Annotated in this window: 9 protein-coding genes; 2 read left to right on the top strand and 7 right to left on the bottom strand. The window is 65.8% G+C overall.

The features are described from left to right. Positions 1-147: 147 nt before the first annotated feature. The 4 genes from ACOHWE_RS17860 to ACOHWE_RS17875 form a co-directional block, all read right to left on the bottom strand. Positions 148-447 (bottom strand): hypothetical protein, encoded by a 300-nt coding sequence (locus tag ACOHWE_RS17860; protein WP_420668089.1) that lies wholly within the window; start codon positions 445-447, stop codon positions 148-150. Positions 448-520: 73 nt separating this feature from the next. Then, complete coding sequence (locus ACOHWE_RS17865) at positions 521-1,930, bottom strand: FAD-binding oxidoreductase (RefSeq protein WP_420668090.1); 1,410 nt, start codon at positions 1,928-1,930, stop codon at positions 521-523. A 91-nt stretch (positions 1,931-2,021) separates the two neighbouring features. Next, positions 2,022-3,821, bottom strand: a complete 1,800-nt coding sequence (gene ggt / locus ACOHWE_RS17870; RefSeq protein WP_420668091.1) for a gamma-glutamyltransferase — start codon at positions 3,819-3,821, stop codon at positions 2,022-2,024. A 65-nt stretch (positions 3,822-3,886) separates the two neighbouring features. After that, positions 3,887-4,873, bottom strand: coding sequence for a 2-hydroxyacid dehydrogenase (locus tag ACOHWE_RS17875; RefSeq protein WP_420668092.1), 987 nt, complete (start codon positions 4,871-4,873; stop codon positions 3,887-3,889). Positions 4,874-5,092: 219 nt separating this feature from the next. On the opposite strand from ACOHWE_RS17875, the gene ACOHWE_RS17880 reads away from it, so the two are divergent. Further along, the gene (locus tag ACOHWE_RS17880; RefSeq protein ID WP_420668113.1) at positions 5,093-5,557 is read left to right on the top strand and encodes an SH3 domain-containing protein; all 465 of its coding nucleotides are present in this window, start codon (positions 5,093-5,095) and stop codon (positions 5,555-5,557) included. Between the two features lie 318 nt (positions 5,558-5,875). After that, complete coding sequence (locus ACOHWE_RS17885; protein WP_420668093.1) at positions 5,876-8,089, top strand: NADP-dependent isocitrate dehydrogenase; 2,214 nt, start codon at positions 5,876-5,878, stop codon at positions 8,087-8,089. A gap of 536 nt (positions 8,090-8,625) precedes the next feature. On the opposite strand, the gene ACOHWE_RS17890 is transcribed toward ACOHWE_RS17885, so the two are convergent. The 3 genes from ACOHWE_RS17890 to ACOHWE_RS17900 all read right to left on the bottom strand — a co-directional run bounded on the left by ACOHWE_RS17890 (position 8,626) and on the right by ACOHWE_RS17900 (position 13,766). Then, entirely contained in the window at positions 8,626-10,518 is a 1,893-nt protein-coding gene (locus ACOHWE_RS17890; RefSeq protein WP_420668094.1) for a methyl-accepting chemotaxis protein, read from the bottom strand. Positions 10,519-10,808: 290 nt separating this feature from the next. Then, on the bottom strand, positions 10,809-12,725 hold the full coding sequence (locus tag ACOHWE_RS17895) for a beta-galactosidase (protein WP_420668095.1): 1,917 nt from the start codon (positions 12,723-12,725) through the stop codon (positions 10,809-10,811). A 27-nt stretch (positions 12,726-12,752) separates the two neighbouring features. Beyond that, positions 12,753-13,766, bottom strand: coding sequence for an aldose epimerase family protein (locus ACOHWE_RS17900; protein WP_420668096.1), 1,014 nt, complete (start codon positions 13,764-13,766; stop codon positions 12,753-12,755). Between the last annotated feature and the right edge of the window lie 7 nt (positions 13,767-13,773).

Here is a 13,773-nt window from a genome sequence, read left to right on the forward strand (position 1 = left end):
TTTATGCCCAAGCGCGGGAAATTGCGCGAAATCCATCCGACCGAAAAACCGACAAAACCGACCTGCGCCCGCTTGGGATGCGGAATTCTTGCTGTTGGCGGGCCGGAGCGCCCTTGTTTTCCGCCGCTTCGGCCGCGCCGCGGCCGCCTAGTTGCACTGCAGCGCGGTGCCGCGCCGGATGCAGATGCCGGGGGCTTCGCCTTTGGAATTACCTCCAGGGTCCGCAGCGGAAATCGGCTCTTCTCTCCCCACGCCGGAAGCAAGCTCGGCAAGAGAATGCGATCCAGCGGCCCCGCCCGCAAAGCGAGCCCGCACGATCGCGGCATAGTCCGCGCTACTCAATTCGCCCCAGACAAGCCCGGCGTCCCGGGTCTGGATGAAGTAGTCGGCAGCGACCACGGACTGCGCCGCAAAAACCACAATGCCAATCGCTTTCCGAAGCGCCATGACCGCCCCTCCCCCAGACAAACCCGGGGTCAGAAGAGCAGAAGATTGCGGCCGTTTTCCGGCAGGCCCGCGGCTACTCCTTGCCAGTCAGGATCTTGCCGGGGTTCAGGATGTTCTCCGGGTCCAGGGCCGCCTTCACTGCAGCCATGTAGCGGGTGGCTGCGCCCAGCTCCTTCTGCAGGTAAGGCCGCTTGCCTTGGCCGATGCCGTGCTCGCCCGTGCAGGTGCCCTCCATAGAGATCGCCAGATCGTTGAGCCAGCCGATATACTCCTCGGCCTTCTGCCGCTCCTCCGCGCTCTCCATGTCGATAAGCAGCAGCGCGTGGAAGTTGCCGTCGCCCACGTGGCCCACCATTGGCGCCATCAGCTCCAGTTCCTCGGCCTTGGCGCGGGCGGCGCCGACGCATTCCGCCAGCCGCGACACCGGCACGCAGACATCGGTGGAGATGCCCTTGGCAGCCGGACGCAGCTGCAGGCACGCCCAGTACATGTCATGGCGCGCCTGCCACAGCGCATTGCGCTCCTCCGCGGTGGAGGCGGCGGCAAAGTCGAAGCCGCCGAATTCCCCGGCGATGCCGCCGAAAGTCTCCGCCTGTTCCACCACGCCCGCGTCCGAGCCGTGGAACTCCAGCAGCAGCAGCGGTGTCTCCGGCAGCTCCAGCTTGGAATAGGCGTTGGCTGCACGCACGCTGAGCGCGTCCAGCAGCTCGATCCGCGCCACCGGGATGCCGTATTGGATGGTCATCATCACCGCGCGGCAGGCGTCATCGACCGTGCGGAAAGAACAACGGGCGGAGCGGATCGCTTCCGGAATGCCCTGCAGTTTCAGAGTCAGCTCGGTGATCAGCCCCAAGGTGCCTTCGGAGCCGACCAGCAGCCGGGTCAGGTCATAGCCAGCGGAGGATTTCCGCGCCCGCTGTGCGGTGCGGATCACGCCGCCATCGGCCATCACCGCCTCCAGCCCCAGCACGTTGTCCTTCATCGTGCCATAGCGCACAGCGTTAGTCCCCGACGCCCGCGTCGCCGCCATGCCGCCCAGCGAAGCATTTGCGCCGGGGTCGATGGGAAAGAACAGCCCCTGGTCGCGCAAATGTGTGTTGAGCTGCTCGCGCGTCACGCCAGGCTGGACCACCACGTCCAGATCCTCCGGGTGAACGGCCAGAATCCTGTCCATGCGCATCATGTCGATGCAAATACCGCCCGCAGGCGCGTTCACATGGCCCTCGAGCGAGGTGCCGGTGCCGAAGGGAATGACCGGTACGCCATGCTCCGCACAGACCTTCACGATGGCTGAGACTTCTTCGGTCGAGGCAGGGAAGACCACAGCGTCGGGCGCCTGGTTGACGATCCAGGTGGTGGTATGGCCGTGCTGCTCGCGGATCGCCCGGCCAGTCTGCAAACGCTCGCCAAACTGCTGCTTCAGGATATCGACGGCAGCTTTGATACCGGCCTCGTTGCGCGGCAGCGGTGTCGCTTGCACCATTTGCGGGTCTCCTTGTGGCTGGTATGCGGACACACCATTTTTTTACGCCGCACTATAGGCGGGCAATGATCCGGAACAAGAGCCGCCGTGCTTACCCGCCCAGCGCAATGCCTTCCCGGCGCGGATCGGCCGCGCCCTTCAGACCCTCTTCGCCGATTTCGATGGCATGCAGGCCGGAGGTCAGATCGCGGATGTTCACCTCATAGCCCATTTCCGCAAGCGCCCCTTCCAGCGCTTCCGCGCTGGTGCCCGCTTCGAGGTCGAAGGTTCCGAAGCGGTTCACCGCATGCGGCAGCGCCAGCGCCTCCTGCAGGTTCAGCCCCCAGTCGGCCCAGGCCACGATGGATTTTGCCACGTAGCCGATGATCCGGCTGCCGCCCGGTGAGCCGATCGCCAGCACCGGTTCGCCGTCTTTGAGCACAATCGTCGGCGCCATCGAGGAGCGCGGCCGCTTGCCCGGCTCCACCCGGTTGGCAATCGGCGCGCCCTCCACATGGGTGCGGAAGGAGAAATCCGTGAGCTCGTTGTTCAGCAGGAAGCCGCCCGTCATCAGCCGCGAGCCAAAGCCGTTCTCGATCGTCGTCGTCATCGACAGCACGTTGCCGTACTGATCGACGATGGAGATATGCGAGGTCGAGGGCAGCTCAATCGACTGGTCATCCGCCAGCCGGGGCGCTAGGCCCGCGTGGTCGAACTCCGGCGCGCCCGGCGCCACCTCCGGCAGCGCGTCGTCACCGGCCAGCAGTTCCGCCCGCGCCGCCAAGTAATCCGCCGCCACCAGCCCATGCGTTGGCACGGGAACATAGTCGCTGTCGGCGATGTAGCGGCCGCGGTCGGCAAAGGCCAGGCGCGAGGCATCGCCGATCAGCCGCCAAGCCTCGGCGCTCTCCGCGCCCAGTTCGGCCAGGTCATACTGCCCCAGCATGCCGAGGATCTGTCCCACCGAAAGCGCCCCCGAAGACGGAGGCCCCATGCCGCAAGCCTCGAAGGCGCGGTAGGTGACGCAGACGGCCGGGCGCTCCTTCACGTGATAAAGCGCCAGGTCGGTGGCCGAGAGCACGCCCGCATTGCCCTCCGCGCCGGTTACAGTGTCAACGATCTTAGCCGCCAGCGGGCCGGTATAGAACGCCTTCGCGCCCTCCTCAGCCAGGGCGCGCAGGGTGGCGGCATACTCCGGGTTCTGCAGCGTCGCGCCTTCGGCCAGCGGCGCGCCCCCGGGCAGGAAATAGGCGGCGGTGGCGGGGAAGCGCCCAAGCCGTTCGGCATCGCCTGCAACCAGCGCGGCAAGGCGGGGCGAGACGGCAAATCCCTCCTCTGCCAGCCGCACCGCAGGTTCGAACAGCCCCGCCCAGTTGGCCTGCCCCCAGCGACGGTGCGCGGCCTCCATCAGTGCGGGCGTCCCAGGCGTGCCGACCGAGCGGCCGCCCACTACCGCGTCATAGAACTTCAGCGGCGCGCCGGTCTCATCCTGAAACAGCAGCGGCGTCGCCGCCATTGGCGCGGTCTCGCGCCCATCGAGGGTGGTCAGTTCTCCGGTCTCGGCGTCATACCAGACCAGAAACGCGCCGCCGCCAAGGCCCGAGGATTGCGGCTCCACCAGGCCCAGCACCGCCTGCACCGCCACCATTGCGTCCGCCGCTGTGCCGCCGCCGCGCAGAACTTCCGCCCCCGCGGCCACCGCGTGGGGGTTGGCGGCCGCAACCATCCAGTTCTCGGCCTCTACCACGCGGCCTGCTGCCTTGGCCTCCTGCGCCGCCGCGACTTCTTCCGAGATCGCTGCGATACTGCCCGGTGCCGCACTTTCCGGCGCCACCGCATCGGCGGCCTCCTGCGCCGTGGCCGGAGCGGATAAGGCGGCACCCAGTGCCAGAACCAGCGTAGAATACCTCATGTAAATCCCTCTCTCTATGCGCAATTGTTCCGTTCCAATCCCGGCCCGGGCGGGCCAACGGCAGCCTAAAGCATCGACGGCACCACCTGATCCGGCGGCCGGTGCCCGTCCTCGAAAGTCTTGATGTTCAACAGCACTTTCTCGCCCATCTCGATCCGGCCCTCGATGGTGGCCGACCCCATATGCGGCAGCAGCACCACATTGGACAGCTCGCGCAGGCGCGGGTTGATGTCTGTCCCGTGTTCATAGACGTCCAGCCCGGCGCCCGCGATTTCGCCCGCACGCAGCATCCGGGTCAGCGCATGCTCGTCGATCACCTCCCCGCGCGAAGTATTCACGATCACCGCCGAGGGCTTCATCAGCTTAAGCCGCCGCGCGTTCATCAAATGGAAGGTCGAAGGCGTGGATGGGCAGTTGATCGACAGCACGTCCATCCGCGCCACCATCTGGTCAAGGCTCTCCCAATAGGTCGCCTCCAGCTGTTCCTCGATCTCGGGGCGCAGGCGGCGGCGGTTGTGGTAATGCACCTGCATGCCGAAGGCAGCGGCGCGCCGGGCCACCGCCTGGCCGATCCGGCCCATGCCGAGGATGCCGAGCCGCCGCCCGGCAATGCGCCCGCCCAGAAGCGCGGTCGGCGCCCAGCCCTTCCAGTCGCCGCTCTGCATCACGGCGAGGCCCTCTGGAATGCGGCGCACCACCGCCATGATCAGCGCCATCGTCATGTCGGCGGTGTCATCGGTGAGCACGCCGGGCGTGTTGGAGACCAGAATGCCCCGCTGACGCGCCGTCGCAACATCGATATGGTCCACCCCGGCGCCGTAATTGGCGATCAGTTTCAGCCGCTCCCCCGCCTGTCCCAGGAGGCCTGCGTCAATCGTGTCGGTGACCGTGGGCACCAGCACGTCGGCCTCCTTCATCGCCGCCGCCAGCTCGGCTTTGGTCATCGGTGTGTCATCCTCACGCAGGCGCACATCAAACAGCTCGCTCAGCCGCGTCTCCACCGGTTCCGGCAACCGTCGCGTCACGACAACACTCAGACGTTCTCTTGGCACTTGCGCTCTCCCCTGGTCTTTTCAATTGTTGCGCTTGCGTGGCATCGTGGCGCAGGACGCAGACGGGCACAAGAACCCATGCGCATCTCCCCTTCAGCGCCGTCTTGTACTGCGGCGGAGGGTCGGGAAATACAGACGGCAAGGCATAGAGGCGGACTGGCAGTGAAAAAAGCGGCATTGGCATGGCGCCATCTGGCAGCGGCGGCGGTTGCGCTTGTGATGGCCGCGGGTGCGGCCGCCGCGGCGCGGGCGGAAAACCGCGGCCCGGTCACCAACCTGCCGCTGCCCCGTTTCGTCTCCATGAAGGCCGCGGAGGGCAACGTGCGGCGGGGGCCCTCGCTCACCCACAAAATCGACTGGGTATTCAAGCGCCGCAGTATGCCGCTGGAGATTACCGCCGAATACGGCCACTGGCGCCGGGTGCGCGACCGCGACGGCGCCGGCGGCTGGGTCCACTATGCGCTGCTCTCGGGCGTGCGCACCGTGCTGGTGGAGGAGGACATGCTTACCGTGCACTCCAAACCGGACGCGCGCGCACCGGTGGCCGCCGCTTTCGAGCTGGGCGTGGTGGCCCGGCTCGGCGCCTGCAACCCGGATTGGTGCGAGATTTCGGCCGGCGGGTACCGTGGCTGGGCACCCAAGGAGAAGCTCTGGGGCGTGGCCCCGGACGAAGTCCGGGAATAACCCCGCGTCCCGCACCCGCCGCCACTTTCTGGCCGTAAATACCCCGGGGTGAATTGGCCGCAAGGCCAAGAATGGCAGCGCCCCCCTTCCCTTCCTCTCAAGGCCTGAGCCCCGCAACGCGGCAATCCGCGCGGTGTGAAAGATGCAGGGGGCAATTGCACCCGCGGCAATCGTGTTTTACATGAGGGCCATACCCGATGGCCGCCCCTGCCGGCCGCCCGGCGCGGGGCCCTGTCCCGCCGCTGGCATGACCTTGGGGCGCAGCGCCGCTACGCAGACATTATCAAAGCCTCCGAACTCGCTGAAAGGTTGTGGAACATGGCAGAAAACTCAAACCCCGACATTTTGTATACCATCGTAGACGAAGCGCCCGAGTTGGCCTCGGCCTCCTTCCTGCCGGTGATCCGCAAGTTCGCCGAAGCCGCAGGCGTCACCGTTGGCACCAAGGATATTTCCCTCGCGGGCCGCATCATCGCCGCCTTCCCGGAGAAGCTGACCGAAGACCAGCGCCAGCCCGATGACCTGGCTGCCCTGGGCGAGCTGGTGAAGACCCCGGACGCCAACGTGATCAAGCTGCCCAACATCTCGGCCTCGGTGCCCCAGCTCACCGCCGCCATCGCCGAGCTGCAGGCGCAGGGCTACGACATTCCCGACTATCCGGAGAAGCCGGAAACCGAGGAAGAGCAGTCGGTCCGCGCCCGCTACGACGCGATCAAGGGTTCGGCGGTGAACCCGGTCCTGCGTGAAGGCAACTCCGACCGACGCGCCGCGAAGGCGGTGAAGAACTTTGCCCAGAAGAACCCGCACTCGATGGGCAAATGGTCGGCAGACAGCAAGACCAAGGTCTCCTCGATGCCGGGCAACGACTTTTACGCAAACGAGAAATCCGCCACCATCACCGCCGCCCAGGCCGGTGCCGCGCGGATCGAGTTTGTTGCCACGGATGGCACCGTCACCGTGCTGAAGGACGGCTGGCCGCTGGAAGAAGGCACCGTTGCCGACGCCACCTTCATGTCTGTGAAAGCGCTGTCCGATTTCCTTGGCAACGCGATCGAGGACACCAAGTCCGACGGCACCATGTTCTCGCTGCACATGAAGGCGACGATGATGAAGGTCTCCGACCCGATCATCTTCGGCTACGCGGTGAAGGCCTGGCTGGCGCCGGTGTTCGAGAAATACGGCGCGGAGCTGCGCGAGCTGGGCGTCAACCCCAACTCCGGCATGGGCGACCTGCTGGAGCGGGTAAAGAACAACCCCGACATCGTCGCCGCGATCGAGAACATCCGCGCCGAGCGCCCCGAGATGTACATGGTCGACAGCGACAAGGGCATCACCAACCTGCACGTGCCCTCCGACGTGATCATCGACGCCTCGATGCCCGCGGTGATCCGCGCTGGCGGCAAGGGCTGGGATTCCAAGGGCGAAAAAGGCGACGTGAACTGCGTCATCCCGGACAACTGCTACGCGCCGGTCTATGATGAGACCATCAAGTTCTTCAAGGAAAACGGCGCGCTGGACGTGACCAAGGCGGGTTCGGTCGCCAACGTCGGCCTGATGGCGCAGAAGGCCGAGGAATACGGCTCCCACCCGACCACGTTCGAGGCCCCCGCAGACGGCACCATCCGCATCGTGCTCTCCAACGCCGAAACGCTGCATTCCCACAACGTGGAGGAAGGCGACATCTGGCGCGCCTGCACCGTGAAGAAGGCGCCGATCGAGAACTGGATCCAGCTGGCGATGGACCGTCAGCGCCTGACCGGCTCCGAGGCAATCTTCTGGCTGGACGCCAAGCGCGCCCACGATGCCGAGCTGATCAAATACGTGAAGCCCGCGCTGGAAGACGCCGGTGTTGCGGACAAGTTCCAAATCCTCGCCCCGCGCGAAGCGACCCGCCAGTCACTGGAGACCATCACCGCAGGCAAGGACAGCATCGCCATAACCGGCAACGTGCTGCGCGATTACCTGACCGACCTGTTCCCGATCCTTGAGCTGGGCACCTCGGCCAAGATGCTGTCGATCGTGAAGCTGATGAACGGCGGCGGCCTGTTCGAGACCGGCGCCGGCGGCTCCGCCCCCAAGCACGTGCAGCAGCTGGTGCAGGAAAACCACCTGCGCTGGGATTCGATGGGGGAATTCTGCGCCCTCGGGGAAAGCCTCAAGTTCCTCGCCGACGTGAAAAGCAACGCCAAGGCAGCCGTGCTGGGCAAGGCGGCCGAGGACGCCACTCAAGGCATCCTCGACCACAACCGCTCGCCCTCGCGCAAGGTTGGTGAGCCGGACAACCGCGACAGCCACTACTGGTTTGCCCGCTACTGGGCCGAAGCACTGGCGGCGCAGACCGAGGACGCTGACCTCGCCAAGCATTTCGCACCGATCGCCGAAGCGCTGGGAGCCAAGGAAGAAGAGATCCTCAGCGAACTCGCCGCAGTGCAGGGCGAGCCGGCCGACATCGGCGGCTATTACCACCCCAGCACCGAGCTGAAGGCCAAGGTGATGCGCCCCTCGGCAACGCTGAACGCGATCATCGGCTAAACGCCAGCGTCTGATCGGAAGCGGAGAAACGCCCGGCCATCCCGCCGGGCGTTTTTTTTCAAGTGCATGCAGGCCATGTCGGTTTGTCATGCTGGAGCAACACACTATTCCCGGATAACGGCAGGCCCTGAACTGCTGGCGCGCTGGGGCAATCCAAACGGGGGCCGCGTCCAACCCGTGCTCCGTATCGAGAATGTCCCAGCCTCCCGAACTCGCCACCATGCGGGGCGCGCGCCGGCGATGCGCGGCGGCCTGCCGGCACGATCCACCGATACTCCCGGTCCTTCTCCTGATTTGGCAGGCGCCCCCTGTACTGCGAACCGGGAACGGGACCGGCGGAAGACATGCATCCTGCCATGCAAGATCATGCGCCCAGGGTATGGTTCCCCGAAGGAGCATGATTGCGGGGCAAGCATCTGAGCGCGGGCGCTTTCCGAAAGGACGGCACCAATGCAGTCCCCGCCGATCAGCCCGAATGCAAAACGCCCGGGCCAAACCCGGGCGTTTTGGTGTTTTAATAATGGGCCGCCGGAGGATCAGAAATCTTCCCACAGCGCTTTTGCGGCATTGCCGTTCGAGGCCGGCACAACCTTGACCGGCTGCACCGCGGCGCTGTTGTTCCAGCCATCGTCGCCGTGGGCGGTCGGCACCGAGGGTGCAGGCGCCGGTTTTGCCCGCGAAGGAGCCGCGGACATGCCGCTGATTTTGAAGTGCTCGACCAGGCTGGCCAGCTTGGCGGCATCAGATTTCAGCATATGCCCCGCCGCATTGGCTTCTTCTACCATCGCGGCGTTCTGCTGGGTCACCTGATCGAGCTGTGTCACGCCGGTATTGATTTCGCCGAGGCCGGTGGACTGCTCCGCGGCGCTTTCGGCGATGCCCGAGACCAGTTTCGAAATATGGCCTACCCGCGCCACGATGCTTTGCAGCGCTTCGCCGGTCTTGCCGACGAGGTCCACCCCGCGCTCCACCTGTTTCGAGCTGTCGCCAATCAGGGTCTTGATCTCCATCGCCGCGTCGGAAGACCGCTGCGCCAGCGCCCGCACCTCGCTTGCAACAACCGCAAAACCCTTGCCCGCCTCGCCAGCACGGGCGGCCTCGACGCCTGCGTTCAGCGCCAGCAGGTTGGTCTGAAAGGCAATGTCGTCGATCACACTGATGATTTGCGAGATATGGGCCGAGCTCTGCTCGATCTCGGTCATCGCCTGCACGGCATTCTGCACCACTTTGCCGCTTTCCTCGGCCTCGGCGCGGGCTTCACCCATTGTGGCCTCGACCCCGCGGGCGCCGTCGGCGGCTGACTTGACGCTGGCGGTCAGCTGGTCCAGCGCGGCGGCGGTTTCCTCCAGCGTGGCGGCCTGGCTTTCCGTGCGCTGCGAAAGGTCATCGGAGGCCTGGCTGATCTCGGCGGCGCCGTTGCTGATGCTGCTGGCCGCGTCGATCACCTGGGAGACCGTATCGCTGAGCCGGCTGGAGGTGGAATTGAAATCAGCCCGCAGCTGCTCGTATTCCTCCGGGAAGCTTTCGGTAATCCGTGCGGTCAGGTCACCATGAGACAGGGCCGAGAGCTTTCCGCTCAGCACGCGCACGACCTCGCTCTGCCGTTCATCTTGCTCCCTCTTGGCCTCTTCCAGATCGCGCTGCCGGATCTGGGCCTGGCGGAACACATCCAGAGTACGCGCCATCTCGCCCAGCTCGCTGCGGGACCAAGTGGCCGGGATGCTGCCTTCGGTATCGCCGTCTGCAAGAGTCAGCATCCGGTCGCGCAGCGCGCCGAGCGGCCCGGTAACGCTCCGGGTGATGAAGAAGGCGGCAATCGCCAACACCGCAAGGCTGATTGCGAACATGACCAAGGCCTTGGTGCGCATCGCCGCCACATCGGCCTCGATATCGGAAATGTAGGCCCCGGTACCGACGATCCAGCCCCAGGGTTTGAAGGCCTGGACATAGCCAATCTTGGCTTCGACGGTGTCGGAATCCGGCTTCTTGAAGTAGTAAGTCAGCGGCCCCGCACCATCGGCGGCAGCGATCTTCTCCAGCTCGCGGAACACCTTGATGCCGGTCACATCCTCATATTCACCTTGGTTGGTGCCATTCCATGCGGGCACGGTCGGGTGCGCCTGCACGACCAGGTCATGATCGAAGACAAACACGTAGCCCGCATCGCCAAAACGCAGGGCGCTCAGGCGCTCGCGGCCGATGTCACGGGCCTGTTCCGGGGTGAAGCGGCCATCATGAATGCCTGTCTCCAGATCCTGCAGCAGGCTCACTGCCGCGTCCGTGACGTGGTGGAGTTCCTGGTAACGCATATCGTAAGCGTTCTTGACGGATTGCGACAGCAGCACAGCCGTCAGCGCGGCCGCCATGCCGAGCGCAAGCGCCGCCAGGGCGTAAATTCGCACGGGAAGACGGTAGAATAGTGCAGGCATTTGAAACAGGTCCTTTCTAAGGGCAGTTCCACATACCGTTAGGCAGGGAGTCCTAAGAATTCCCTAGCCGCCGCATTTCGCATAAATTCCAGCATATTATTAGCGCCCGTCCAACACCGGGCGCCGCGCTCCGGGCGCAGAAACCGGGCGTGTCCAGGCGGCAGGCCCCGCCCCTGAAGGCACCCGGCGGCGGGCCGCGATTCGGACGCTGCCATCATAAAAAATGGCCCGCACGGGCGGGACCGCTCCCGGCGCGCAAACTCCCCCGGCAGCGGCGCCGCCCGCCCGCATCAAAGCGCCGTGCGCGAGACTGACACCGGCGGCAGGCACCGCCCTGCGGCCTCGCGGGTCTCTGCCGAGTAGTTGAACCAGAAGCACTCCGCACCGGTCCGCCTGACCCGGACGCCCTCTGGCAGATCAAGGCACTCCACTCCGGCCCGCTTCGCGGCATGGCGCAGCACGGCGGCCAACGCCTCCTGGTCCAGCCAGCCGCACAGATAGATCCTTCGGCCGTCCGCGACAACGGCCGGGCTGCCGTCTTCCAGCGCCTCGATGACCTCGAATTCGCCCTCCACCGCCTCACGGTAGCCGGTGACCGCGCCGCCGCCTTTCAGAGGCATGGGCATGTCGGGGCGCAGGCTCTCCACATGGGTTACCGTCAGGTTCCAGCCGGGCAGAGCCGGCGGCAGTGGCACCGGCGTGCGCATGGTGGCGTCCCGCGCGCCGCTGCGCGGGCCGAGAAGGCAGAGAGCATCGCTTTTCTGCAACCTCTGCTTCAAGGCATCGCTCATGTGCATCAGACCGGGCGCGGCGATCAGTTTGTAGCCGCTCAGGGCCGCATCGGGGCGCAGGATGTCGACCGACCAGCCAAGCTTGCGCATCGCGCGGTAGGTCTCAAACACCAGGTCGAAATAGCTGAGCCCGGTGCCATGCGGCTGGATCGACCAGGCCCAGTCTGCCTCGTAGTCGAAGATCAGCGCCACCTCGGCCTGCACGGGCGCCACCTCCGGGGCGTCCGCCAGTTCGCGTGCGACCTCCATGGCCTCCGCCAGCCCAGGTGCTGCCACGCTGTCCGGGCGCAAGAGTCCGGCATGCATCTGCTCTTGCGCCATCGGGGCCTGCCGCCAGCGGAAATAGCAAACCGCCTCCGCACCATGGGCAAAGGCCTCCCAGCTCCACAGCCGCACCATGCCCGGCAGCGGCGCCGGGTTGTGCGGCGCCCAATTCACCGGGCCGGGCTGCTGCTCCATCACCCACCAGCGGCCGCGGCCCACGGCGCGGTAGAGGTCGTGGTGGAAGGCCTGAAAGTCCGGGTCGCCCTGACGCGCGTAAGCGCGCTGGTGGGCGGCATCGGACTTGATCCGGTCCTCAAGAAAGCCGAGCGGGTAGCTGTCCCAACTGGCGATATCCAGGTCGTCGCCCACCTTGTAATGGTCGAATTCGGTGATCCGGCCCATGTAGTTGTGGGCGATCGGCGCCGCGGAATGGGCACGGATGATCTCAGCCTGAAGCCGGTTGAAAGCCACCACCTGATCCGAGCTGAAGCGGCGGAAGTCGAGCACGTGGGACGGGTTTGGCTCGGTCACCGTGAGGTTGGGCAGGCCGATCTGGCCGAAGTCATCGTAGTCCATCGACCAGAACACGTTGCCCCAGGCTTCGTTCAGCGCCTCGATGCCGCTTTTGTTTCCCTGCGCGGGGTAACGGGCCGCGAGCCACTTCTGGAACGCCTGCGCGGCGCTGTCACTGTAGGAAATCACCGTGTCGTGGCAGCCGTATTCGTTGTCGGTCTGCCAGGCGGCGATATGGGGATTGGTGCCATAGCGCTCGGCCAGAAGGGTCACGATGCGGGCGCATTCGGCCTTGTAGCCCTCGTGGCTGAAGCAGTAGTGGCGGCGGGAGCCGAACTTGCGCGGCCTGCCCCCGGCATCGACAGCGAGCATGTCCGGGTGGCGGTCCAGCATCCAGCGCGGCGGCGTCGCGGTGGGCGTGCCCAGCACCACCTTCAGCCCCGCCTGCCCGAGCACCGCAATGGCCTCGTCCAGCCAGGTAAAGTCATAGGCGCCCGGCTGCGGTTCCAGCCGCGACCAGGCAAACTCGCCGATGCGAACCCAGGTGATTCCGGCTTCAGCCATGCGGCGGGCGTCCTCCTCCCAGATCCGCCGCGGCCAGTGCTCAGGGTAGTAGCAGGTGCCAAGGGTGCGTTTCATGATGCCCTCATGTGGTTTTGCAGCCAGTCAGCGGCTTGAGTTGCCCGGTTTGCGGAATCCGTATCTAACCAGGTGCCTGTAAGTCTCGCCCGGCCGCAGGACTGCGCGCGGGAAATTCCGGTGGTTCGGAGCGTCTGGCCAGGCCTGGGTTTCCAGCGCCAGCCCGGCGCGCGGCCCGCAGCGCCGGCCCTCCAACCCTAGCACACCAGCTGGAGGGAGGTGGTCGCAAGTGTAGGCCTGAATTCCCGGCGCTGTGGTCTCCACCCGCATTGCGAGCCCGCTCTGCGGTGCATTTAGGACCGCTGCCTCGCGCAGTACTCCCGGCGCCCTGGCGATGCAGAAGTTGTGATCCAGCCGCCGGCCTCCGATTTCGCGGGGCTTACGGAAATCGAATTCCGTGCCTGCTGCCTTACGGATCTCTCCGGTCGGAATGTTGTCCTGATCCACCGGCAGGACGGCGGGCGCATCAATCCTCAACAGGTGGCCGGATATCCCGGGGCTGCCATCGAGATTGAAATAGCCATGATGCGCGAACGAGACCGGGGTGGGTACGTCCGTGCGGGCAGTAATCTCTATCTCAAGACCACTGGAGGCGGTGAGGGTGAAGGCAGCGCGAACGTCGAGGTTTCCAGGAAATCCCATGTCCCCGTCCGCCATGCGCAATGATAGGACCACCCGATCCGCGCCCAGATCCTCCAAAGCCCAGATCCGGGAACTTGCGCCCCGCCGCCCGCCATGCAGGCAGTGCGTGCCGTTCTCGTTGCGGTCCGCCTGGAACGCCCGGCCGTCGATCTCAAACTGCCCGTTTGCGATACGGTTGGAGAACCGGCCCACCAGGCCGCCGCAATAGGCTAATGGCCCGAGATAGGGCGCGAGGTGATCCGCCCCAAGGACCAGCGGGTGCGGGTGCCCTTCCAGCCGCAGATCCTGCACGGTGGCGCCGTAGCTCAAGATGCTGGCCATCAGCCCGCCGCCCGCGATGGAGTAACGGTGAACCGCTTCGCCCGATGGCAGGCGGCCAAATTCCGCGGCGCCTTCCATCTCCGCC

Source organism: Cribrihabitans neustonicus, assembly GCF_048820895.1.
GTDB lineage: Bacteria > Pseudomonadota > Alphaproteobacteria > Rhodobacterales > Rhodobacteraceae > Cribrihabitans_A > Cribrihabitans_A neustonicus.

Bases quoted from the DNA above. Each gene is read 5' to 3' on its own strand.
- ACOHWE_RS17860 (WP_420668089.1), bottom strand. From the start codon at position 447: ATGGCGCTTCGGAAAGCGATTGGCATTGTGGTTTTTGCGGCGCAGTCC.
- ACOHWE_RS17885 (WP_420668093.1), top strand. From the start codon at position 5,876: ATGGCAGAAAACTCAAACCCCGACATTTTGTATACCATCGTAGACGAA.
- ACOHWE_RS17900 (WP_420668096.1), bottom strand. From the start codon at position 13,766: ATGGAAGGCGCCGCGGAATTTGGCCGCCTGCCATCGGGCGAAGCGGTT.
- ACOHWE_RS17895 (WP_420668095.1), bottom strand. From the start codon at position 12,725: ATGAAACGCACCCTTGGCACCTGCTACTACCCTGAGCACTGGCCGCGG.
- ACOHWE_RS17865 (WP_420668090.1), bottom strand. From the start codon at position 1,930: ATGGTGCAAGCGACACCGCTGCCGCGCAACGAGGCCGGTATCAAAGCT.
- ggt (WP_420668091.1), bottom strand. From the start codon at position 3,821: ATGAGGTATTCTACGCTGGTTCTGGCACTGGGTGCCGCCTTATCCGCT.
- ACOHWE_RS17880 (WP_420668113.1), top strand. From the start codon at position 5,093: ATGGCCGCGGGTGCGGCCGCCGCGGCGCGGGCGGAAAACCGCGGCCCG.
- ACOHWE_RS17890 (WP_420668094.1), bottom strand. From the start codon at position 10,518: ATGCCTGCACTATTCTACCGTCTTCCCGTGCGAATTTACGCCCTGGCG.